A 23,019-nucleotide genomic window follows, 5' to 3' on the forward strand; every position below is an offset into this window, starting at 1 on the left:
CCGTTCCGGTCCGTTCGACCGACCGTCCCCGAATTCAGACAGTTCGCGTTCGATCGTGTGTCGAAAAGTTCACATTTGTTGTCAAGCGTTAATTGATCCCAGAGAATGCTCGGACATGGAAACAGCGACGCCGTTCATTCAGTACTACGAGAGAAATTCATGCAGTTCGCAGTGGCTGGAATTCAATCGTGGCATGGCCGCGGAGTTGAGTGCCGGCCTGCCGCCGGAGGAGCTGCGGCAGCTTTTCTTCCGCATCGGCCAACGTCTTGCGCATGCCATGCCCATCCCCCCGTGTAACACCCTCGGCGACCTCGAAGCCCAGTTCAACGCGCGCTGGGACAGCATCGACTGGGGTTTCAGCGCCCTGAGCGAAGACACCGACTGCGTCTTCATCACCCACGCCTGCAGCCCGATCGCCACGGCCTTCGGCCCCGAGGCCACGGACTGGAGCGTCGGCTTCTTCGAGGGCATCTACCAGGCCTGGTTCGATTCGCAGCGCATGCCTTCCTCCCTTCGCGTGCAGGCGTTCCCGCCCGACGCCGCACAGGCCGGCCACCGCATCGACCTGCGTCTGTCGAAGGCGCAAGCATGAGCAAGGACGATCCGACCCCGGAAGACATCGCCGGCCTGTTCCGCAAGTTCGGCGGGGATGCCCACGACTACAAGGAATTCGCTCCGCCCGAAACGGAGGAGGAAGCACCGCGCGTGTGGCCGCTGCTGACGGGCGAGAAGATCGAGCGCCCGTCCGCACCCGCCGCACGCACGCCTGCCGCTCCCTTGATGGCGCCAGTGCAGCCGCTGCCGGTCGCCGCCGCGCCGCAGCCCAGGGTCGAACCGGTACTGCGCCCGCTGCCGGTGCCCTCGCCCATTGCTGCACCTGCACCCGTTCATGCGCCCGCTCCGGCTCCGGCGCCTCTCTTCGCGCGCCCGCCGCTGGCAGCGCACCAGCCCCAGCCCCCGGCGGCACATCAGCCCGCCACCGCCAGCGAACCCGCGCCGACTCCGCTTTCCCAGTTGTTCGAACGACTGGCGGCGCCGCAGCCGCGCGCCGCCCAGCCGGGCCTCATGTCGCGCTGGCGAAGGCCGACGTGACGATGGTCGTCATCCCCGTCATCTCATCCAAGGGTGGAGTCGGCAAGACCACCATCGCAGCCAATCTGTGCACCGCGCTCGCCGCCCGTGGGCAGCAGGTGCTCGCCATCGATCTCGATCCGCAGAACGCCCTGCGCTTTCACATCGCCAGCGACCCGCATGCCTGCGACTCCGGGCTGGTGGATGCCGCCACCGGCCAGATGCCGTGGGCGAATGCGATCCGCCCCGCGCACGGTGGCGCCATGCTGCTGCCTTTCGGCGACGTCGACGACGAGCGGCAGATCGTCTTCGAACAACAGCTGGCCCGCCATCCGATGTGGCTGGCCGAGACGCTGGCGCGCTTCGCGCTGCCCGACGGCATGCTGGTGCTGCTCGACACCCCGCCGGGCCCCACGGTCTACCTGCAGCAGGTGCTGCGCGCTGCCAACCTCTGCGTGATCCCGGTGCTGGCCGATGCCGGCTCGTTCGCGACGCTGCCGATCATCGAGCGCATGGTCGACAAGTACTGCCGCCCGCGCCCCGACTACGCCGGCAGCGCCTACGTGGTCAACCAGGTCGACCCCGGCAAGCGGCTGAACCACGACGTCTTCGAAATGCTGCGCCAGCGGCTGCGGCCCGAACTGCTCGGCGTGCTGCACCTCGACCAGTCGGTGCCCGAGGCGCTGGCGTCCGCGGTGCCGGTGCACCGCTATGCGCCCATGAGCCAGGCGACACAAGACATTGCTTCCTGCGCCGAGCGTCTGCTCGAGCGCATCGCCGCTGCACGGCAGGCGCCCAGGTCCATGGAATCCACACGATGAACAGCGCCCCCACGTCCGCGCCGCCGCCCCGGCCGGCCCCCGCCTTCCTGCGCCTGCTGCCGGTGCGCATCGCCGGCTGGCTGATCGCGCTGGCGATCCTGCCCGCGCTGATCATCACGCCGATGACCTTCGAGCAGCAGATCGTGCTGTCGGTGGGCATCTTCGTGGCCGCGCTGATCACCAACCGCATCAAGGGCCGCTTCGCGAGCCTGGTGCTGATCTTCATGTCGGTCGTCGTGTCCTCGCGCTACACCTACTGGCGCGTGACCGAGACCATGTTCATGGACAACCTGGTCGACCTGGTGCTGGGCACCGGGCTGCTGATGGCCGAGCTGTACGCCTTCGTGGTGCTGCTGCTGGGCTACGTGCAGACCGCCTGGCCGCTGGAGCGCAAGCCGGTGCCGCTGCCGGACGACCCGGCCGAGTGGCCCACCATCGACCTGTTCATTCCCACGTACAACGAGGCGCTGTCGGTGGTGCGCTCCACCGTGCTGGCCGCGCAGTCGATCGACTGGCCGCGCGACAAGATCAAGATCTTCGTGCTCGACGACGGCCGGCGCGAGGAATTCCGCGTGTTCTGCGAAGACGTGGGCGTGACCCACGTCACGCGCGACAACAACCGCCACGCCAAGGCCGGCAACATCAATGCCGCGCTGAAGAACACCACCGGCGAGTTCGTCGCCATCTTCGACTGCGACCACATCCCCACGCGCTCGTTCATGCAGATCGCCATGGGCTGGTTCGGGCGCGACCCGAAGCTGGGCATGGTGCAGCTGCCTCACTATTTCTTCTCGGCCGACCCCTTCGAGCGCAACCTCGACACCTTCGGCACGGTACCTAACGAAGGCGAACTGTTCTACGGCCTGATCCAGGACGGCAACGACCTGTGGAATGCCACCTTCTTCTGCGGCTCGTGCGCGGTCCTGCGGCGCACCATCGTCGAGGAAGTGGGCGGCATCGCGGTCGAGACCGTGACCGAGGACGCCCACACCGCGCTGAAGATGCACCGCCGCGGCTACAGCACGGCCTACCTGGCGCTGCCGCAGGCCGCCGGCCTGGCGACCGAAAGCCTGTCGGGCCACGTGGGCCAGCGGATTCGCTGGGCGCGCGGCATGGCGCAGATCTTCCGCATCGACAATCCGCTGTTCGGCCGCGGCCTGCACTGGGCCCAGCGCCTGTGCTACGTGAACGCGATGCTGCACTTCCTGTACGGCCTGCCGCGCCTCATCTACCTGACGGCGCCGCTGGCCTACCTGTACTTCGGCGCGAGCGTGATCCATGCGTCGGCGTCGATGATCTTCGCCTTCGCGCTGCCGCACATCCTGCACGCCAACCTGACCAACAGCCGCATCCAGGGACGCTTTCGCTACCTGCTCTGGAACGAGGTGTACGAGGCGGTGCTGGCCTGGTACATCTTCCGCCCGACGCTGGTCGCGCTCATCAACCCCAAGCTCGGCAGCTTCAACGTGACGGCCAAGGGCGGCCTGATCCAGAAGGAGTACTTCGACAGCACCATCGCCAAGGCGAGCCTGGTGCTGCTGGCGTTCAACTTCGTGGGCGTGTGCCTGGGCGTGTGGCGCCTGACGTGGGTCGATCCGCAGAACATCGCCACCGTGTGGCTGAACCTGGCCTGGACCATCTACAACCTGATGATCCTTGGCGCCTGCGTGGCCGCGGCCAACGAGTCGCGCCAGCTGCGCGGCGCGCACCGCGTGGAGCTCAACCTGCCGGCTACGCTGTACTTTGCCGACGGCCGCTCGCTGCGCTGCAATACCTTCGACTTCTCCAGCGGCGGCCTGGGCGTGGAGCTGCCCAGCGACCTCAAGCTCGACATGGAGACCCCGGTCGAGGTGGCGCTGTACCGCAACGACCAGGAATCGCGCTTCGCGTCCACGGTGCGCTTCAGCAGCGGCAGGCGCCTGGGCCTGCGCTTCGCGCCCATGAGCTTCGCGCAGGAGCGCGCGCTGGTGCAGTGCACCACGGCGCGCGCCGACATCTGGGCTGCCCGCTGGGGCAACCACCCGCGCGTGCCCATCCATCGCGTGCTGGGCCACATCATCAGCATCAGCGGCACCGGCTTCAGAGACATGTTCAGCCATTACTACCGTTCGGCCATTTCAAGGCTGCGCCCCGTCAAAACGAAGGAATCCACGTGACGCCCCCCCGTTTCGCGCATCGTCGCGTCGTGCCCTGCGCCATGCTGGCGATCGCGCTTGCCGCCGTGTCCCTCGCCGACGGGACGTCGGCGCAAACCCGGCCCGCCGTGGTCCCGCCGCCCTTGCTGCCGGCAGCGCCCGCGACGGCAGCAGCAGCCGCGACGGCCGCCTCCGCCAACACCACGCCCTTTGCAGGCGCCGTGCGCGAGCTCAACCTCACGCAGCTCGGCATCGACTACGCCATCCAGCTGCGCGGCATCAGCGGCACCGTCGGCATCCCGTTCAACGTGCGCGCCGACGAGCTGGTGACAGCCGCGTCGTTCAGGCTGAACTACGCCTATTCGCCCTCGCTCATTCCCGAGCTTTCGCACCTGAAGGTGACGGTCAACGACGTGCTGGTGGCCACGCTGCCGGTCAGCCATGCCGAAGCGGGCAAGCCGCAGACGGCCGACATCCCGATCGACCGGCGCCTGATCACCGAGTTCAACCGCATCAACGTCGAGCTGATCGGCCACTACACGCGCGAGTGCGAAGACCCGGCGCACACCAGCCTCTGGGCGCGCGTGGACGCATCCAGCACGCTGAAGCTCACGGTCTCGCCGCTCAAGCTCACGAACGACCTGGCGGCCCTGCCGCAGCCCTTCTTCGATCGCCGCGACGTGCGGCGCGCCCGCATTCCCTTCGTCTTCGGCGGCGCCGACACGGGGCCGATGCTCGAGGCCGCGGGCGTGCTGTCTTCGTGGTTCGGTGCGCTGGCCGACTACCGCGGTGCCACCTTTCCGGTGTCGCACGGCGAGCTGCCGGCAGGCCATGCGGTGGTGTTCGTCACGCCGGAGTCGGCCATTGCGGGGCTCACGCTGCCGTCCATACAGGGCCCGGGGCTGGCGGTGGTCGACAACCCGCAGGACGCCTCCGGCAAGCTGCTGCTGGTGATGGGCCGCAACCCGGCCGACCTGCGCACCGCCGCCGCCGCGCTGGCGCTGAACAGCAAGGCCTTCGCGGGCGCGCAGGCGGCCGTCACCGCCTTCCAGGAACCTCCGGTGCGCAAGCCCTATGACGCGCCGCGCTGGGTGCCGAGCGACCGGGCACTGCAACTGGGCGAGCTGGCCACGGCCGCCGACCTGTCGGTGACCGGCTACAACCCCGACGTGGTCCGCGTCAACCTGCAACTGCCGCCCGACCTGTTCACCTGGCGCAGCCGCGGCATTCCGCTCGACCTGCAATACCGCTACACGCCGCGCGTGCGGCCCGACCAGTCGACGCTGAACATCAACGTCAACGACAACTTCGTGGGCGGCCTGCCGCTGCGCTCGGCCAATCCGGCCGGCGACCGCTGGTGGAACCCCCTGGCCGTGAAGCTGATGCCCGACGGCACGCTGGCCGAGCACAAGGAAGTCATCCTGCCGCCGCTGGCCATGGGCCCGCGCAGCCAGCTGCGCCTGCACTACTACTTCGAGCCCGTGGGCGGGCGCTGCGTGCCGCAGCTGGACAACGTACGCGGCTCGATCGACCCGACCTCGAAGATCGACGTGTCGGGCTTCCCGCATTTCATCGCGATGCCGGAACTCGCGGCCTACGCCAACGGCGGCTTTCCGTTCTCGCGCATGGCCGACCTGTCGGACACCGCGGTGATCCTGCCGGACCAGCCCAACGACGCCGACACCGAGACCTATCTCGGTCTCTTGGGTCAGATCGGCCGCTCCACCGGCTACCCCGCGCTGCGCGTGAAGGTGGGCCGCTCGGCCGAGGCCGGGCAGTGGGCCGACAAGGACCTGCTGGTGATCGGCAACCTGCAGAGCCAGTCGCTGTTCACGCAGTGGGCCGACAAGATGCCGCTCAAGCGCAACGGCAACGCGCCCGAGCTCAAGCTGCGCAGCTGGATCGACAACGCCATCGACCTGGTGATCGGCGCGCGCACCCGCGAAGACTTGCCGGGCAGCATGCAGATCGCGGTGAGCGACGACGGACGCGACGCGGTGCTGGCGGGCTTCGAGTCGCCGCTGCGCAGCGGCCGCAGCGTGATCGCCGCCATCACCAACGCCGACTCGAAGGAAGCGCTGCTCAATGCGCTGATGACGCCCGACCTGCTCAAGCGCGTGCAGGGCAGCATGACCATCGTGCGCGACACGCAGGTCAACAGCGTGCTGGGCGGCGACACGTATTACGTCGGCCGCCTGCCGCCTCTGACCTGGCTGCAGTGGCACCTGTCGCGCAGTCCGCTGGGACTCGCGGCGCTGGTCATCGTGCTGGCCCTGCTGGGTGCGGCGGTGTCGTATGCGGGCCTGCAGATCCGGGCGCGCCGCCGCCTGTCGGTCAACAAGGCCAAATAATCCACCCATGCGACGCCTGCCGACCTTCCGCCCTCCCGCCCTCCCGCTGGCGAGCCGCCGCAACCTGCTGGCGGCCGCCGGACTCGCCCTTGCACTGCCGAAGCTGGCGGGTGCACAGGCGCCCGCGCCCGCCGCGGCGCCTGCACCGAACACAGCCGCTGCCTGCCATCCGGCAACAGACTGGGCCGCCTTCGCCGCGCGCCACATCCAGCCCGACGGCCGGGTGATCGACTTCAACACCGCGCAGCAGCAGTCCACCTCCGAAGGGCAGTCTTACGCGCTGTTCTTCGCGCTCGTGCACAACGACCGCGACATCTTCGCCCGCGTGCTGGCCTGGACCGAGGCCAACCTCGCCGGCGGCAGCCTCGCCAAGCAGCTGCCGGCCTGGCAATGGGGCCGCAAGCCCGAAGGCGGCTGGGGCGTGCTCGACCCGAATGCGGCGTCGGACTCCGACCTCTGGATCGCCTATGCGCTGATGGAGGCCGGCCGCCTCTGGAACGACAACCGCTACCGCACGCTCGGGCGCAGCCTGCTCGCGCTGGCGGTGCGCGACGACGTGATCTCGCTGCCCGGGCTCGGCCGCATGCTGCTGCCCTGGCCCAAGTCGGTAGCGAGCGGGCCGCTCTGGCGGCTCAACCCGAGCTACATGCCGCTGCAGCTGCTGCGCTATTTCCAGCAGGCCGACCCGAGCGGCCCCTGGCACGAAGTCACCGACAACACGCTGCGCATGTTCGGCAGCGTCACGCCCAAGGGTTTCGCGCCCGACTGGTGCGCCTGGTCGCAGGATGCGCGCGCCTTCGTGGCCGACCCGCAGAAGGGCGTCACCGGCAGCTACGACGCCATTCGCGTCTACCTCTGGGCGGGCATGCTGTCCGACAAGGACCCGGCCCGCAAGATGCTGCTGGCGCAACTGCGCGGCCCGCGGCTGCTGCTGGCCGACAAGCAGCCGGTGCCCGAGTACGTCGACACCGTGACCGGTGCGGTGCGCGGCATGGCGCCGCTGGGCTTTGCCGGCGCGATGCTGCCCTACCTCAAGGCGCTGGACGAAACCGAGGCGCTGGCCACGCAGGTCGCCCGCGTACCGGGCGGCCGTGCCGCCTTGCCGGCCGCGGCGACCTCCGGTACGGCCGCTGCGGCGCCCCTGCCCTACTACGAGCAGGTGCTGCTGCTGTTCGGCCAGGCCTGGCTCGACGGCCGCTATGAATTCGGCCGCAACGGCCAACTGCAAACATCATGGAGAACGCTATGCCGTCCCAATCGACCGGCGTGAAGCCGAAGCGTCCCCCCTCCTTCCGCACCCAGCAATGGCTGGCCTGCATCGGCATGCTCGCGGCGCTCGGCACCGGCGGCCAGGCCTTCGCGCAGGCCGACGCCAGCGCCGCCCTCATCGAGCAAGGCAACTACTGGCAGGCCCAGGGCCGCGCCGACCTGGCCGAAGAGAGCTGGAAGAAGCTGCTGAGCGTCAACCCGCAATCCGCCGACGCGATGTACGGCATGGCGCAGGTCGAGCTGTCGCGCAACAACGCCGAGCAGGTGCGCACCTGGACCAACCGCCTGCGCGCCGCGCATCCCAACGATCCCCGCGTCGCGCGCCTGCAGCAGCAGGCCCAGCAGCCCGGGCAGCAGGGCGGCACCTTGCAGCGCGCCCGCGCCGCCGCGCGTGCCGGACGCTCCGCCGAGGCGGTGGAGCTGTACCGCAGCCTGTTCGACAACCGGCCGCCGCCGGAGGCCGTGGCCCTGGAGTACTACCAGGCGCTGGCCAGCACCCCGCAAGGCATCGAAGAAGGCCGCAAGGGCCTCGAGCAGCTGGTGAAGGACCACCCGGAAAACGCCAACTACCGGCTCGCGCTCGCGCAGCAGAAGACCTACAGCGAACCGACGCGCCGCGCGGGCATCCGCGAACTGGTCGAGCTGGCCAAGCAGCCCGCCGTGGCCACCGCCGCGCGCGCCGCCTGGCGGCAGGCGCTGATCTGGCTCGACGCGCGCGCGCCCGACATTCCGCTCTACCAGGACTACCTCAGCAACAACCAGGCCGATGCCGCCGTGTCCGCGCGGCTCGAAACGCTCACCACCGCCAGGACCGCCGCGGCGAATGCGCCCGACGTGCCGGTGGGCGAAGGCTTCAAGGCGCTGGAACGCGGCGACCCGGCCACGGCCGAGCAGCGCTTCCAGCAGGCGCTGCGCACCAAGGCCGACGACACCGAGGCGCTCGGCGGCCTGGGCCTGGTGCGGATGCGCCAGGAGCGCTTTGCCGAAGCGCAGGAGCTGCTGGAACGCGCCGTGCGCGGCGGCGCCACCAAGTGGAACTCGGCGCTGCAAAGCGCCAACTACTGGGTGCTGGTCGGGCAGGCGCGCGCCGCCCAGGGCAAGAACGACCTGCGCGGTGCGCAGTCGCTGTATGAACGCGCCGTGCGCATCGACCCGCGCGAACCCGTGGGCCAGAACGCATTGGCCGACCTGCGCGCCGCTGCCGGCGACTTCGCGCAGGCCGAGCAGGGCTACAAGCGCGTGCTCGAGAGCAGGCCGCAGAACACGCAGGCGCTGCGCGGGCTGATCTCGGTGTACGGGCAGACCGGCCGCCCCGACGAGGCGCTGGCGCTGTCGCGCCGCCTCACGCCCGAGCAGGCCACGCAGATGGGCGGCCTGCGCGACATCCAGGTCGAGCAGGCGCGCAACCGGGCCCGCCAGCAGGCGGATGCCGGCGACGCGGCCGGCGCCCAGCGCACGCTCGAAGACGCGATGCTCGCGGCGCCCGACAGCCCCTGGGTGCGGCTCGACCTCGCGAACATCTACCGCAAGCAGGGCATGGTCTCCGAAGCCCGCGGCGTGATGGAAGGGCTGCTGATGTCGCAGCCCGACATGCCCGACGCGCTGTACGCCAGCGCCCTGCTCGCCTCCGAAACCGGCGATTCGGCCGCCGGCATCCAGTACCTCGAACGCATCCCCGCCGGCTCGCGCACCCGCGACATGGCGACGCTGCAACGCCGCCTGTGGGCGCAGTCGCAGGCCGCCCGTGCGCAGGCACTCGCGCGGCAAGGCCAGGTCGACGCCGCGCGCGGCGTGCTCGCCCAGGCCGAATCGGCGCTGAGCGCGGACATGCCGGCCGAACTGTGGGGCCAGCTCGCAGGCGCCTACGCCGAGATCGGCGACGCGCCGCGCGCGCTGGCCATGAGCCGCCAGCTGCTCGCACGCTCGCCCACGCCGAGCATCGGCGACCGGCTGCTGTATGCGTCGGTGCTGCTCAAGACGAAGCAGGACATCGAACTGTCCGCCGTGCTGCGCCAGCTTGCCGGCGTCAACATGACGGCCAGCCAGCGCAACGACTTCGACAGCCTGCGCATCGCCTTTGCGCTGCGCCAGACCGACGCCCTGCGCGAAGCCGGCAACCTGGAAGCCGCCTACAACGCGATGGCCCCGGTGCTGGCCGAGCGCCCGAACGACCCGCAGGCGATGGCCGCGCTGGCCCGCCTGTATTCGGCGGCGCGCGACGAAGGGCAGGCGCTGGCGCTGTACCAGCGCATCCTGCAGCGCAACCCGACCGACCTCGACACGCTGCTGGCCGCCGCCGCCAGTGCCAGCGCGCAGCGCGAGCACGGCGAGGCCGAAAACTACGTGATGGCCGCGCTGAAGCAGGCACCCGACCAGTCGCGCGTGCTGGCCGCCGCCGGCCGCGTCTACCGCAACGCGGGCGAAAGCCGCAAGGCCGAGCAGTACCTGCGCGCCGCGGTCGAAGCCGAACGGCAGGTCGCCTCGACCGGCTTCGCGGGAGCGGGCGGCGCACCTTCGCAGATGCCGCCCGCCAACCCGTTCGCTGGCATGACCGGCGGCGCGCCGAGCGCGGCCGCGCCCGCCGGCTATCCGGCCGCCGGTGGCAATCCCTTCGCGCAGGCACGCTCGCAGCCCGTCTCCTACCCGGTCGCGGCGAATGCGGCTTACCCCGCTTACCCTGCAGCGGGCTACCCTGCCGGTGCCTATCCCGCCGCCTATCCGGCAGCCCCGATGGCGGCAGCACCGGGTGCGCTGCCCTGGGGCGCCGCGCCCGCCGCAACATCGAACACCAAGGGCCGCGCCGCCACCACGCGCACCGCGCGCAACAGCAAGGCCGCCAACAACACGCCGCAGGCTTCCGCCTACATGGCGCAGCCGGGCGGGCAGCAGGTCTACATTCCGCAGGCGCAGCCTGCCGGCTATCCGCAGCAGCAGGCCGGCTATCCCGCGCCGGGCTATCCGCCGGCCGCCTATCCGTCGGCCAACGCGGCCTATGCGCAAGCCAACACGCCGCTGCCGCGCAGCGAGCCGAGCTGGAACGCGCCGCTGCGCGCGGCGCCCGCACCGGCAAGCTCGCTGCAGTCGGAGCTGCAGGACCTGGAAGCACAGCGCGCGGTGAGCCTCACCGCGGGCACGGTGTACCGCAGCCGCGCGGGCGAAGCGGGCCTGAGCCAGCTCTCCGACTTCCAGCTGCCGATCCAGGCACGCTTCCCGGTGGGTGAAGGCAAGATCGTCGTCGGCGTCACGCCCACGGTGGTCGACGCCGGCACGCCCTCTTCCGCCTACTCCACCGCCAGCCGCTTCGGCGGCGGCCCCACGGCCTTCTACAACTCGATCGCCAGCCAGACCACGCCGGGCCAGCAGAACGCCGCGGGCGTCGGCCTGAACGTGGGCTACGAGGGCAAGAACTTCGAGGGCGGCATCGGCACCACGCCGCTGGGCTTCCCGACCACCAACGTGGTCGGCAACGCGACCTTCAAGGGCAGCTTCGGCGACTCCTGGACCTACAAGGCCGACATATCCCGCCGCGCGGTGACCGACAGCGTGCTGTCCTTCGCCGGCGCAAAGGACGGGCGCACCGGCGAACGCTGGGGCGGCGTTGTTGCCACCGGCGTGCGCGGCGACATCGGCTACGACGACGGCACCTACGGCATCTACAGCTACCTGGCGGCGCACAGCCTCACCGGCAAGAACGTGGCGAGCAACTCGCGCGTGGAAACCGGCGGCGGCGCCTACCTGCACCTGCTGGACAGCCCCAGCTCCAAGCTCACGCTGGGCATGAACATCGGGCTGATGGGCTACCAGAAGAACCTGAGCTACTACACCTTCGGGCAAGGCGGCTACTTCAGCCCGCAGAGCTTCGTGAGCGTGGCCTTCCCGGTCGACTGGACCGGCCGCGCGAACCGGTTCTCGTGGCGCGTGAACGCCTCGCTGGGCGTGCAGTCGTTCACCCAGAAATCGTCGCCCTACTTCCCCACCGACCCCTCGCGCAACACCGATGCGCAGCGCGTGGCGGACGCGGCCCTGGCGCTGGGGCTGAGCAGCTCGGCATACAACGGCATTTATCCGAGCAGTTCGAAGACCGGCCTCGCCTACAACTTCGGCGCGGTGCTGGAGTACCAGCTGGCGCCGAAGATGTTCCTGGGCGGCGCGCTGGGCTTCAACAACGCGCAGAACTACCGCCAGTTCACCGGCAGCATGTACCTGCGCTATGTGTTCGGCGGCTCCAGCAACCTGGGCGTGCCGAGCCTCGGCGGCGGAACCTCGCTGAGCCCGATGGTCTCGCCCTACACGCCGCTGCTGTAAGAGCAAGAAAGCCCGCGGCTCAGGCCGTGGGCGGTTCCACGAGCGGCGCGGGCACCGGTGCGTCGGGGGTCGTGTCGCGGCCCCACAGGGGCGCGCTCTCGTAGGCGGCGACCCATTTCACGATGTCCTTGGCGGCCATCGGCATGGCGATGCCGTAGCCCTGGGCCAGCGTGCAGCCCATGGCGAGCAGCGCTTCGCCCTGCTTCACGGTTTCCACGCCCTCGGCCACCGCCGTGAGCCCCAGCGCATGCAGCAGCGCCAGGATGCCCTGCACTATGGCCCGGTCCTGCGCGTTGTCGAGCATGCCGCGCACGAAGGACTGGTCGATCTTCACGGCCGACACCGGCAGCTGGCGCAGGTAGGTCAGCGACGAATAGCCGGTGCCGAAGTCGTCGATGGTCACGCCCACGCCCAGCGCCTTGCAGGCCTCCACGAACAGCGCCACGTTGGCGAACTGGCTGATCGCCGTGGTCTCGAGGATCTCCAGTTCGAGCATGCCCGCGCCCAGCTTGGGAAACTGCGAGAGATGGCGCGCGAGGCGGTCGACGAAGTCCCAGCGCATCATGTGGCGCGGTGCCACGTTCACGCTGACCGACACCTGCAGGCCCGCCAGGCGCCACTGGTGCGCCTGCCACAAGGCCGTGGCGATGGCCCAGTCGCCGACCTGCTCGACCAGCGCGTCGTCCTCGATGAGCGGCACGAACTGGATCGGCGGCAGCAGGCCGCGCTCGGGGTGCTGCCAGCGGATGAGCGCCTCGACGCCGACGACCTCGCCCCGGCGCATGTCGACCTTCGGCTGGTAGACCAGGAAGAACTCGCCCTGCAGCAGCCCCTCTTGAATGCGCTGGCGTTCGCGCACCACCTGCTCGTCGGCACGCGCCTGGGGGGCGTCGAAATAGTGCACCTTGCCGTCGGCCGCGCGCTTGGCGAAGAAGGCCGCGTGCTGCGCCTGGCGCAAGGCGATCTCGGGGGGCGGTCCGTTGCTGTCGAGCATCATCGCGCCGATGCTGGCGTCGATGCTTGCCGTCTGGTCGCGCCAGGTCCAGGGTTCGGCCAGCGCGTTCTGGATGCGTTCGAGCACCTGCGCGCATTGCGAGGTGCCCAGGCCGGCGAACACGGCGGCGAACTCGTCGCCGCCCACCCGGGCCATGACGCTCTCGCGCGGCAGCTGGGCCTTGATGCGGCGCGCGACCTCTTCGAGCGCCGCATTGCCGGCAATCATGCCGAGGCGGTCGTTGAGTTCCGCGAAGCGATCGACGTCGAGGTAGCACACGGCCGCGAGACGCTTGCCCGCACGTGCCCAATCGTCCATCAGGGGACGCAGCACTTCATCTGGCGGAAGGCGTGCCGAGCCGTCGTAATGCGACGGCAGAGAGACGGGAGGTTGCTTGATCGACAAAAGACTGTGGCTCCGGAAAGTCGCGGGCTATTGTTCTCCCAATTCTGGCTATTCGGCGCGTTGGAGCGCGGATTTGTGACAGCCGCTGTGTGCGCACAACACATGTGCATGCAAAAAAGGGCTTTATCTTCGCGCCTAACCGCAATAAGCACCCGCCACGCGGCCGCCCGGCTCCACCTGGATGTTGAGCCGCGTGGCGTCCTGGGCCGGATCGGGGGAGTCGGCGGGCGGCACGGTCCGGGCCATCCGGGCCCCCGCGCGCTGGCGCATTTCCTCGACCAGCAATGGCGACACGCGCAGTCCCAGGCCGAAGCGCGCGGCTGCGGCTTGGCAGGTCTCGGGCGGCGGCGCGAAGCCTGGCGGCTCGGGAACGTCGGAGGTCAGCGGCCTGTCGGCCGGCGGTGACTGGCATCCGGCGAGCGCAAACACAAGGGTGGCCAGGGCGAGGCACCTGCCGTTCGTCATATGCATTGATTGATTTCCTCCAGGAACTCCGGGAATCGGGGAGCGGGCTGTTCTGCGGCAGAGGTTAAGCCAGCGGGCAGCAAGGCATCAACTAATTCGCATGGCCGTCGCCGGGCCTTGGCCGCCAGGCGTATGCTGGATGCGACGCGCCAATCGACGGCCGCCGCCCGCACATCCCATGACACAACCTCCGTCCACCGTTTTCCTGATCGACGTCGACAACACCCTGCTCGACAACGACCGCGTCATCGCCGACCTGCACGCCCACCTCGAGGAAAACTTCGGCGCCGAAAGCTCCGCGCGCTACTGGGACGCCCTCGAGGCCCTGCGCACCGAGCTCGGCTACGTCGATTACCTGGGCGCGCTGCAGCGCTACCGGGCCGAAGAAAGCCGACGCGGCATGAGCGACTCGCGGCTGCTGCTGATATCTGGCTTCCTGATCGACTACCCGTTCGCCGACCGCCTCTACCCGGGCGCGCTCGACGCGCTGAAACACCTGCGCCGGCATGGCCCCACGGTGATACTGTCCGACGGCGACGTGGTATTCCAGCCGCGCAAGGTACAGCGCTCGGGCCTGTGGGACGCCACCGACGGCCGCGTGCTGATCTACGTGCACAAGGAAGAAATGCTCGACGCCGTCGCTCAAAGCCACCCTGCCGGGCACTACGTGATGATCGACGACAAGCTGCGCATTCTCTCGGCCATGAAAGCCGTCTGGGGGAACCGTCTGACGACGGTCTTCGTGCGGCAGGGACACTATGCGCTGGATGCGCAGGCCATTGCCGCCTACGCTCCCGCCGACATCACCATCGAACGCATCGGCGACCTGATCAACTTCGACTTTCCATCGACATGAGCCAAGCCACCAATCCCCTCGCGGGCCAGCCCGCACCGCTCGACCTGCTGGTCAATGTGCCGCGCCTGATCTCGGCCTACTACACCGGCCGGCCCGACCCTTCCGTGCCGGCCCAGCGCGTGGCCTTCGGCACCTCGGGCCATCGCGGTTCGTCCTTCGACAACGCTTTCAACGAATGGCACGTGCTGGCCATCAGCCAGGCGATATGCGACTACCGCAGGCAGAAAGGCATCGACGGCCCGCTGTTCCTGGGCATCGACACGCATGCGCTGTCGACGCCGGCGTTCAACAGCGCGGTGGAAGTGCTGGCGGCCAACGGCGTCGAGCTGATGATCTCCAAGGACGACGAGTACACGCCCACGCCGGCCGTGTCGCACGCCATCCTGGTCTACAACCGCGGGCGCACCGCAGGGCTCGCCGACGGCATCGTCATCACGCCCTCGCACAACCCGCCGGAGAGCGGCGGCTTCAAGTACAACCCGCCCAACGGCGGCCCGGCCGGCACCGACATCACCTCGGCCGTCGAAGCCGCGGCCAACACGATGCTGGCGAACAACCTCGAAGGCGTGAAGCGCCTGCCGCTCGCGCAGGCCCTGCGCGCCGCCACCACCCACCGGCACGACTACCTCAACACCTACGTCGAAGACCTGGCGCAGGTGCTCGACATGGACGCCATCCGCGGCGTGGACATCGACCTGGGCGTCGATCCGCTGGGCGGCGCGGGCGTGCACTACTGGCCGGCGATCGCCGAGCGCTACAAGCTCGCGCGCCTGAACGTGCTGAGCCAGGAGGTCGACCCCACCTTCCGCTTCATGTCGCTCGACTGGGACGGCCGCATCCGCATGGACCCGTCCTCGCCCGACGCGATGCACAAGCTGATCGCGCTGAAAGACCGCTTCGGCATCGCCTTTGCCTGCGACACCGACCATGACCGCCACGGCGTCGTCGCCGGCAGCACCGGGTTGATGCAGCCGAACAGCTACCTCGCGGTGATGATCGACTACCTCTACACGCACCGCCCGCAATGGCCCGCCCAGGCCGCCGTCGGCAAGACGGTGGTGAGCAGCCAGATGATCGACCGCGTCGCCGCGCGGCTGGGCCGCAAGCTGTACGAGGTGCCGGTGGGCTTCAAGTGGTTCGTCGACGGGCTGGTCGATGCGTCGCTGGCCTTCGGCGGCGAGGAAAGCGCGGGCGCGACCTTCCTGCGCAAGGACGGCTCGGTATGGACCACCGACAAGGACGGCATGGTGCCCGCCCTGCTCTCTGCCGAAATCGCCGCGCGTACCGGGCGCGACCCCGGCGAGCGCTATGCCGAGCTGACGCAGGCGCTGGGCCAGCCGGTGTCCGACCGCGTGGATGCGGCGGCCACGGTCGAGCAGAAGAAGCGGCTGTCCAGCCTCTCGCCCGCGCAGATCAAGTCGACCGAACTGGCTGGCGACAAGATTGTCGACGTGCTCAGCCACGCTCCCGGCAATGGCGCGGCCATCGGCGGCGTGAAGGTGGTGACCGCGAACGGCTGGTTCGCGGCCCGGCCTTCGGGCACGGAGAACATCTACAAGATCTACGGCGAGAGCTTCAAGGGCACGGAGCACCTCGCGCGCATTCTCGAAGAAGCGCAGCAGGTGGTCGACGGAGCACTGTCGGGGGGCTGAGGGCGTGCAGACGCTGGTGCTGCGGCTGAACCCCGGCGACGACCTGCGCGCGTCGCTCGATCTCGCGCTGAAGCAAGGCGGCGGCGAGGCGGCGTTCGTGGTCTCGGGCATCGGCAGCCTGCGCGGGGCGAGCATCCGCTTCGCGGGTGCGGCGAATGCCACCCGCATCGAGGGCGACCTGGAAATCCTCACGCTGGCGGGCAGCCTGTCGCCGGACGGCTCGCACCTGCACGTCAGCGTGTCGGACGCCGAGGGAAGTGTCTTCGGCGGACATGCCGCGCCGGGCTGCACGGTGCGCACGACCGCCGAGATACTGGTCGCGTGGCTGCCGCAATGGCACTTCGCCCGCACGCACGATCCGGCGACGGGCTACGCCGAACTCGCGCCACGCCCCAAGGCCTGAACACCGGGTTCAACCGGCGAGTTCTTCCACCCGCAGCGTTGTCACCGCGCCGGCCACGGCCGCGTGCTCCTGCAGCGCATGCACCGCGAGGTCCACGGTGCCCTGCGCTACCTGCCCGGTCAACACCAGCACCTGCGGGCCCTGGCCAGGCCGTTCGGCCGCCAGCGCCACCTGCCGCACCGGCACCTTCTGCTCGCCGAGGCAAGCCGTGACCGCCTGGATCTGGCTGGCCGCCCGCACCGGCACGCGCAGGTAGTGCAAGGTGTCGACGGCCGCGCGCGGCAGCACCTGCAGGGCATTCGTCGCATGCGCATGGAAGCCCAGGTGCGGCACGTGCTGCGCGGCAGCGACGCCGTCGAGCCGTGCCACGTCCACCAGGTCGGCGATCACGGCAGATGCGGTCTGCTCGGAGCCCGCGCCGGCGCCGTAGTACATCGTGAGGCCGGCCGCATCGCTCTTGACCATGACGGCGTTCATCGAGCCCTTCACCTGCGCCATCAGGTGGTCCGCGGGAACGAGCGCGGGCTGCACGCGCAGCTCGACGCCGGCCGCACGCCGGCGCGCGACACCCAGCAGCTTGATGCGAAAACCGAGCTGCTCGGCGCAGGCCACGTCGATGCCCTGCAGGCCGCTGATGCCCTCGACCTGCGCATCGGCAAACCGCAGCGGCATGCCGAAGGCGTTGGCGGCGAGCAGCGTGAGCTTGTGGGCGGCGTCGATGCCCTCGATGTCGAAGGTCGGGTCGGCCTCCGCATAGCCCAGCGCCTGCGCCTGCGCGAGCGCGGCGGCAAAGTCCAGGCCCTCGTCGCGCATCTTGCTCAGGATGAAGTTGGTGGTGCCGTTGATGATGCCGGCCACCCACTCGATGCGATTGGCCGCCAGCCCCTCGCGCAGCGCCTTGACGATCGGGATGCTCACGGCCACCGCGCCTTCGTAGGCCACCACCACGCCCTGCTCGCGCGCGGCCGCGAAGATGCGGGCGCCGTGCACCGCCAGCAGCGCCTTGTTGGCGGTGACCACGTGCTTGCCGTGTGCGATGGCGGCCAGCACCCAGTCGAGCGCCGGACCGGTGCCGCCGGCTACTTCGACGACCACGTCGACCTCGGGATGCGTGGCGACCTGCATCGGTTCGGCCGTGAGGGGAACGCTCCCTCCCACGATGCCCGCGGCGCGATCGAGATTGCGCGCCGCGACGATCACCAGCTCGATCGCCCGGCCGGCGCGGGCAGCGATCTCCGCCTGGTTGCGGGCCAGCACCCGGAAGGTGCCCGAGCCCACGGTGCCGATGCCGATCATCCCCACGCGCAGGGTACGGGTGACGGCCGGGCGGCTGTCGTGCAGGGGCTCGAGGGATTCAACGGGATCGCGGTACATGGACATCTCCAGACGAAAAAACAAAACCCAGCTGCCAGAGCTGGGTTCATTCGTTCGGGGGAGAGAGCGATACACCAGGTGGCTGCCGGAACGGCCACCTGCGCGTGCTCAGGTGGCCGCGGTGGTAATGGTGGTAATCATTCGAGCAACAACCATCGCCTGCGCGGAGGCAGGCGGCATCATGCGAGCCATCAGGGCTGCGCTGGATGCGGGGATGAAGTTATGGCTCGGCATGAAGGGCCGGAGTGTACCGCAGCCCGACGGCGCCCGGCTCAGGAAGCGGCCGACAGGCGCTTTTCGAGCCACACGCTGTAGCGCGAGAGCCCGAAACACAGCACCCAGTACACGGCTGCAATGAACAGGTAGCCCTCGAGGTAGAAAGGCCGCCAGGTCGGGTCGCCGCCCAGCGCCAGGCCCAGCGCGCCGGTCAGCTCGAACAGCCCGACCACGGTGACCAGCGAGGTGTCTTTCAGTGTGCCGACCACGCTGTTGGTCAGCGCCGGCACCACCAGCCGCAGCGCCTGCGGCAGCACGATGTCGCGCTGCACCGGCCAGCGCCCGAAGCCCAGCGCCATCGCCACTTCGGTCTGCCCGCGCGGCACCGCCTGCAGGCCGCCACGGATGATCTCGGCCAGATACGCCGCAACGAACAGCGTAAGGCCCGCGAGCACGCGCACCAGCACTTCGGGCTGCCAGCCGGCCGGCCACAACAGCGGCAGCAGGAACGACGCCATGAACAGCACCGAGATCAGCGGCACGCCGCGCACCAGTTCGATGTAGCTCGCGCTCAGCGTGCGCACCACCGGCCAGCCCGAACGGCGACCCAACGCCAGCAGCAGCGCAAGCGGAAATGCCAGCGCCAGCCCGACCACCGCCAGCCCGATGGTCAGCGGCAGCCCGCCCCAGCGGCTGGTCGGTACGCCGCTGAGCCCCAGCACGCCGCCCCGCATGAGCAGCACGAAGAGCAGCAGCGCGACCAGCCACAGCGGCGCCAGCCACCAGCGCCAGCTGCGCGGCCAGGCACTGAGCACGGTCACCGCCGACAGCACGACCACCGCGATCGCCGGGCGCCATTGCTCTTCATACGTAAAGCGCCCGAACAGCATCGGCCGCCACTTCTCGGCCACCACGCCCCAGCAGGCGCCATGCTGCACGGCGCGGCAGGCTTCGGCGTCGGGCCGGAACACCGCATGCACGATGCCCCATTCGACGACATGGAAGCCGCCCCACCCCAGCAGCGCGAGCAGCAGCACCGTCGCCAGCGCACGCAGCGGCGAACCCCAGAGTTCGCTGCGCCACGCGATGGGCCCCTGCGCGGCGTTCCTCATCGCCAGCCTCGCAATGCGACGCGCGCGTTGTAGCGGTTCATGCCGAAGGAAATCAGCAGCGACAGCAGCAGGTAGACCGCCATGATGATCGCGATGCACTCGAAGGCCCGGCCGTTCGAGCCGATGGTGGTGTTGGCCACCGACACCAGCTCCGGATAACCCACGGCCACCGCGAGCGACGAGTTCTTGGTCAGGCTCAGCAACTGGTTGGTCAGCGAAGGCACGATCACCCGCAGCGCCTGCGGCAGGATCACGATGCGCAGTTGCTGCCCGGAAGACAGGCCCAGCGCCTGCCCCGCCAACACCTGCCCCTGCGGAACCGAGAGGATGCCGGCACGCACGATTTCCGCCACGAAGGCGGCCGAATAGAAGGTCAGCCCGGCGACGATGGTCACGTATTCCGGGCTCAGCGCGGCACCGCCGCTCACGCCGAAGTCGCCGCGCTCCGGCCATTCGAAATGCGTCGGCCACCAGCCGCCTTCGGCCGCCACGGGCCAGGGCACGCTGAGCCCGCCCTTGCTGAGCCACACGCCGGGCAGCAGATGCACTGGCTCGGTCGGGTCGGGCAGCAGGTTCGCCATTGCGAAGGCCAGCATCAGCAGCTGCACCAGCAGCGGCACGTTGCGCAGCAGCTCCACGTACGCGGTGCAGATGCCGCGCAGCAGCACATGCGGCGCGAGCCGGCCGATGCCGATCAGCGTGCCGAGCACCACCGAAAAGATGGCCGCCGGCACTGCCGCGCGCACCGTGTTGATCAGCCCCGCGAGAAAGGCGCGCCAGAACGGCTGGCTCGCGTCGAAGTGGAGCCAGCCCTCGCTGATGGAAAAGCCCGCGGGCTCGGTCAGGAAGTCGAAGCCCGAACGAACGCCGCGCGCGCGGAGCACCTCGAGCGCGTGGTGCACCACCCAGACGGCACCGGCCGCCACGGCCAGCACCAGCGCAGCCTGCACCGCCCAGGCCAGCCAGACGCCGCGGCGCGACGTCCCGCCCTTCATCGAACCGGAGGTGCGTAGATCAGGCCGCCCTTGCTCCAGAGGTTGTTGGAGCCGCGCGGCAGCTTCAGCACCGACTTCGGCCCGACGTTGCGCTCGAACATCTCGCCGTAATTGCCCACGGCCTTGATGGCGCGGAACGACCAGTCCTTGTCCAGGCCCAGCAGCTTGCCGAGGTCTTCACCGGTGCCGACCAGGCGCTGCTGCGCCGGGTCCTTGCTGTTGGCCTTGAGCTCGTCGGCATTGGCCTGGGTGACACCGGCCTCCTCGGCTTCGATGAGCGCGTTGGGCACCCACTTGGCGATGGCGAACCACTCGTCGTCGCCGCGGCGCACCAGCGGCGCCAGCGGTTCCTTGGAGATCAGCTCGGGCAGGATGATGTAGTCGTCGGGGTTTGGCGCTTCCTTGTTGCGCAGTCCGGCCAGCGCCGAGGCGTCGGTCGTGAAGGCCTGGCAGCGGCCGGAGAAGAAGGCCTTGAACGAGGCCTCGAAGCTCTCGAACACCACCGTCTTGACCGGGATGCCCTGCGCGCGGAAGTAGTCCGACACGTTCTTCTCGTTGGTGGTGCCCGACTGGGTGCAGATGGTTGCGTTCTTGAGCTGCTTGGCGCTCGTCACCTTGAGCTTCTTCGGCACCAGGAAGCCCTGGCCGTCGTAGTAGGTGATGGTGGTGAAGTTGAAGCCCAGCGAGGCGTCGCGCGTGAGCGTCCAGGTCGTGTTGCGCGCGAGGATGTCGATCTCGCCGGCCTGCAGGGCCGAGAAGCGCTGCTGCGAATTGAGCGGCACGAAGTCGACCTTCTTGCCGTCGCCGAGCACGGCCGCGGCGATGGCGCGGCAGGTGTCCACGTCCAGGCCCGACCAGTTGCCCTGCGTGTCCGGTGCCGAAAAGCCGGCCACGCCGTTGGTCACGCCGCACTTGACGGTGCCGCGCTGCTTGACCGCGTCGAGCGTCTTGCCTGCGAAGGCCGGGGCGGCGGCCGCGAAAGCGATGACGGAGGTGGCGGCAAGCAGCGCCGGGCGGAATCGATTGTTCATTGGTGTTCTCCTCAACAGTAAGCAAAAGGCAGTGTACGGGGCGTCGCCGGACTCTGCCAAAGAACTCCGGGTTGGATCCATATGTGTCCGGAAGCGACGCAGGTTCACTACCATACGGCCCTCGAATCACTTCATCTGGAACCTACTCAAATGGTCAAATCCGACGATACCGGCAAGTTCATCCTGCGCGTTTCGCTTGGCGTCCTGATCCTGCTGCACGGCATTGCCAAGCTGCAGGGCGGCGTCGGCTTCATCTCGGGCATGCTGGCCCAGCACGGGCTTCCCGGCGCGCTGGCCTACCTGGTCTACATCGGTGAAGTGGTGGCGCCGGTGCTGCTGATCATCGGCCTGTACACGCGCCCTGCCGCCTGGATCGTGGCCATCAACATGCTGGTGGCCTTTGCGCTGGTCCACATGAAGGACCTGACCTCACTCGGCAAGCAAGGCGGCTGGGCGCTGGAACTGCAGGGCATGTTCCTGTTTGCAGCACTCGCCGTCGCCTTCATGGGCGGCGGCCGTTTCGCCCTGAGCAGCAAGTACAACTAGGCTTCAATCGTCGTCATTGGCATCGAGGCCTGGAAACAGGACCTCGGTGTAGCCGAAGCGCGAGAAATCGCGCACCCGCATCGGGTACAGCTTGCCCAGCAGGTGGTCGACTTCGTGCTGGACCACGCGCGCGTGGAAACCGGTGGCAACGCGATCGATCGGGTCTCCATACGGATCGAACCCGGTGTAGCGGATATTGGCGAAGCGCGGCACCACGCCGCGCAGGCCCGGCACCGAGAGACAACCTTCCCAGCCCTCTTCTTCCTCGTCGTTCAGGGGCGTGATGACGGGGTTCAGAAGCACCGTGCGGGGCACCGGAGGCGCGTCGGGATAGCGGGGGTTGACCACATCGGTACCGAAGATCACGAGCTGCTGGTCGACGCCGATCTGCGGCGCCGCGAGACCCGCGCCGTTGACGGCATGCATGGTCTCGAACATGTCGCGCACCAGCAGGTGCAGTTCGTCGGTATCGAAGGCGGCGACCGGCTGCGCGATGCGCAGCAGCCGGGGGTCGCCCATTTTCAGGATTTCGCGGATGGCCATGGCGGGATTATCGCGACAGCCCCGCGACCTTCGCGCGCCACGGGATCAATCAAGGAGGCGTGGTGCCCTTCTGGTCCGGTGAAGTCCAGAGACGCGCATTGGGGTTTCGCCCGGGAGCCGAGGGAGCCACTGCAGGCGGCGCCACGCCCGGACGCCCGCCACCCCAGACCGGCGGCGGTCGCCCGCCTCCGGGATAACCCGGACGCACCGCAGGATAGGCAGGCCGGTTGTAGTACGGACGGTCGCGGTAGTACGGCCGGCGGCTTTCGTAGTAGCCGCCACCGTTGATGTAGACAGGTGCCGGCGCCACGACCACAGGCGCGGGCTCGCTGTAGTAAGGCCCCGACGAATACCCCGACGAATAGCCGCCCCCGTAGTAGGGATCGCCCGGCACGCCGACACAGCCGGTCAGCAGCGCAACGCCGCCAAGCGCAATGCAGGCACCAAGAACACGAATTTTTTGCATGAGGGACTC

At 69.2% G+C, this 23,019-nt stretch carries 19 protein-coding genes; 11 read left to right on the top strand and 8 right to left on the bottom strand.

The genetic code is table 11. The features are described 5' to 3' along the window. Nucleotides 1-115 precede the first annotated feature (115 nt). The 7 genes from bcsD to WIX39_RS18130 are packed head-to-tail and all read left to right on the top strand — an operon-like array spanning nucleotide 116 to nucleotide 11,952. Complete coding sequence (bcsD, locus tag WIX39_RS18100) at nucleotides 116-592, top strand: cellulose biosynthesis protein BcsD (protein ID WP_081269428.1); 477 nt, start codon at nucleotides 116-118, stop codon at nucleotides 590-592. Further along, complete coding sequence (bcsR, locus tag WIX39_RS18105) at nucleotides 589-1,092, top strand: BcsR/BcsP family cellulose biosynthesis protein (RefSeq protein WP_409195532.1); 504 nt, start codon at nucleotides 589-591, stop codon at nucleotides 1,090-1,092. The genes bcsD and bcsR overlap by 4 nt, the downstream gene beginning before the upstream one ends. Before the next feature lie 2 nt (nucleotides 1,093-1,094). After that, nucleotides 1,095-1,892 (top strand): cellulose biosynthesis protein BcsQ, encoded by a 798-nt coding sequence (bcsQ, locus tag WIX39_RS18110; RefSeq protein WP_106934413.1) that lies wholly within the window; start codon nucleotides 1,095-1,097, stop codon nucleotides 1,890-1,892. Further along, nucleotides 1,889-4,048: a UDP-forming cellulose synthase catalytic subunit gene (bcsA, locus tag WIX39_RS18115; protein ID WP_106934412.1), complete on the top strand. Its 2,160-nt coding sequence runs from the start codon at nucleotides 1,889-1,891 to the stop codon at nucleotides 4,046-4,048. Before bcsQ ends, bcsA begins: the two co-directional genes overlap by 4 nt. Next, nucleotides 4,045-6,378 (top strand): cellulose biosynthesis cyclic di-GMP-binding regulatory protein BcsB, encoded by a 2,334-nt coding sequence (gene bcsB / locus WIX39_RS18120; protein WP_409195533.1) that lies wholly within the window; start codon nucleotides 4,045-4,047, stop codon nucleotides 6,376-6,378. Before bcsA ends, bcsB begins: the two co-directional genes overlap by 4 nt. A 7-nt stretch (nucleotides 6,379-6,385) precedes the next feature. After that, on the top strand, nucleotides 6,386-7,648 hold the full coding sequence (bcsZ, locus tag WIX39_RS18125) for a cellulose synthase complex periplasmic endoglucanase BcsZ (RefSeq protein ID WP_409195534.1): 1,263 nt from the start codon (nucleotides 6,386-6,388) through the stop codon (nucleotides 7,646-7,648). Beyond that, a complete protein-coding gene (locus tag WIX39_RS18130) occupies nucleotides 7,624-11,952 on the top strand; it encodes a cellulose synthase subunit BcsC-related outer membrane protein (RefSeq protein ID WP_409195535.1) in 4,329 nt (1,442 codons plus the stop codon). The genes bcsZ and WIX39_RS18130 overlap by 25 nt, the downstream gene beginning before the upstream one ends. A gap of 19 nt (nucleotides 11,953-11,971) precedes the next feature. On the opposite strand, the gene WIX39_RS18135 is transcribed toward WIX39_RS18130, so the two are convergent. Continuing rightward, complete coding sequence (locus tag WIX39_RS18135) at nucleotides 11,972-13,264, bottom strand: putative bifunctional diguanylate cyclase/phosphodiesterase (RefSeq protein WP_409195536.1); 1,293 nt, start codon at nucleotides 13,262-13,264, stop codon at nucleotides 11,972-11,974. Between the two features lie 222 nt (nucleotides 13,265-13,486). After that, the gene (locus WIX39_RS18140) at nucleotides 13,487-13,816 is read right to left on the bottom strand and encodes a hypothetical protein (RefSeq protein ID WP_409195537.1); all 330 of its coding nucleotides are present in this window, start codon (nucleotides 13,814-13,816) and stop codon (nucleotides 13,487-13,489) included. A gap of 178 nt (nucleotides 13,817-13,994) precedes the next feature. Between WIX39_RS18140 and WIX39_RS18145 the strand changes: the two genes are divergently transcribed. Genes WIX39_RS18145 through WIX39_RS18155 form a run of 3 tightly spaced genes read left to right on the top strand, consistent with a single transcriptional unit; the run spans nucleotide 13,995 to nucleotide 16,727 of the window. Next, nucleotides 13,995-14,672: an HAD family hydrolase gene (locus tag WIX39_RS18145; protein WP_409195538.1), complete on the top strand. Its 678-nt coding sequence runs from the start codon at nucleotides 13,995-13,997 to the stop codon at nucleotides 14,670-14,672. Next, nucleotides 14,669-16,324 (top strand): phosphoglucomutase (alpha-D-glucose-1,6-bisphosphate-dependent), encoded by a 1,656-nt coding sequence (pgm, locus tag WIX39_RS18150; protein WP_409195539.1) that lies wholly within the window; start codon nucleotides 14,669-14,671, stop codon nucleotides 16,322-16,324. Before WIX39_RS18145 ends, pgm begins: the two co-directional genes overlap by 4 nt. 4 nt (nucleotides 16,325-16,328) lie before the next feature. After that, nucleotides 16,329-16,727 (top strand): PPC domain-containing DNA-binding protein, encoded by a 399-nt coding sequence (locus WIX39_RS18155; protein WP_409195540.1) that lies wholly within the window; start codon nucleotides 16,329-16,331, stop codon nucleotides 16,725-16,727. A gap of 9 nt (nucleotides 16,728-16,736) precedes the next feature. Here the strand turns inward: WIX39_RS18155 and WIX39_RS18160 are convergent, their stop codons facing one another. From WIX39_RS18160 to WIX39_RS18175, 4 genes are all read right to left on the bottom strand, one after another. Further along, on the bottom strand, nucleotides 16,737-18,101 hold the full coding sequence (locus WIX39_RS18160) for a homoserine dehydrogenase (RefSeq protein ID WP_409195541.1): 1,365 nt from the start codon (nucleotides 18,099-18,101) through the stop codon (nucleotides 16,737-16,739). Nucleotides 18,102-18,373: 272 nt separating this feature from the next. Further along, the gene (locus WIX39_RS18165; RefSeq protein ID WP_409195542.1) at nucleotides 18,374-19,429 is read right to left on the bottom strand and encodes an amino acid ABC transporter permease; all 1,056 of its coding nucleotides are present in this window, start codon (nucleotides 19,427-19,429) and stop codon (nucleotides 18,374-18,376) included. Further along, nucleotides 19,426-20,424 carry an amino acid ABC transporter permease gene (locus WIX39_RS18170; RefSeq protein WP_106934403.1) on the bottom strand — a complete coding sequence of 333 codons (999 nt, stop codon included), beginning with the start codon at nucleotides 20,422-20,424 and terminating at the stop codon, nucleotides 19,426-19,428. Before WIX39_RS18170 ends, WIX39_RS18165 begins: the two co-directional genes overlap by 4 nt. Further along, nucleotides 20,421-21,455, bottom strand: a complete 1,035-nt coding sequence (locus tag WIX39_RS18175; protein ID WP_409195543.1) for an amino acid ABC transporter substrate-binding protein — start codon at nucleotides 21,453-21,455, stop codon at nucleotides 20,421-20,423. The genes WIX39_RS18170 and WIX39_RS18175 overlap by 4 nt, the downstream gene beginning before the upstream one ends. A gap of 150 nt (nucleotides 21,456-21,605) precedes the next feature. On the opposite strand from WIX39_RS18175, the gene WIX39_RS18180 reads away from it, so the two are divergent. Further along, a complete protein-coding gene (locus tag WIX39_RS18180) occupies nucleotides 21,606-22,001 on the top strand; it encodes a DoxX family protein (RefSeq protein ID WP_081269413.1) in 396 nt (131 codons plus the stop codon). A gap of 3 nt (nucleotides 22,002-22,004) precedes the next feature. Here WIX39_RS18180 and def read toward each other — a convergent pair whose 3' ends face one another. Together def and WIX39_RS18190 are read right to left on the bottom strand one after the other, a co-directional pair. Beyond that, on the bottom strand, nucleotides 22,005-22,544 hold the full coding sequence (gene def / locus WIX39_RS18185) for a peptide deformylase (RefSeq protein ID WP_106934402.1): 540 nt from the start codon (nucleotides 22,542-22,544) through the stop codon (nucleotides 22,005-22,007). A gap of 49 nt (nucleotides 22,545-22,593) precedes the next feature. Next, the gene (locus WIX39_RS18190; RefSeq protein WP_409195544.1) at nucleotides 22,594-23,010 is read right to left on the bottom strand and encodes a hypothetical protein; all 417 of its coding nucleotides are present in this window, start codon (nucleotides 23,008-23,010) and stop codon (nucleotides 22,594-22,596) included. Between the last annotated feature and the right edge of the window lie 9 nt (nucleotides 23,011-23,019).

The organism is Variovorax sp. AB1(2024), assembly GCF_037482385.2.
In the GTDB taxonomy this organism is placed as follows: Bacteria; Pseudomonadota; Gammaproteobacteria; order Burkholderiales; family Burkholderiaceae_C; genus Variovorax.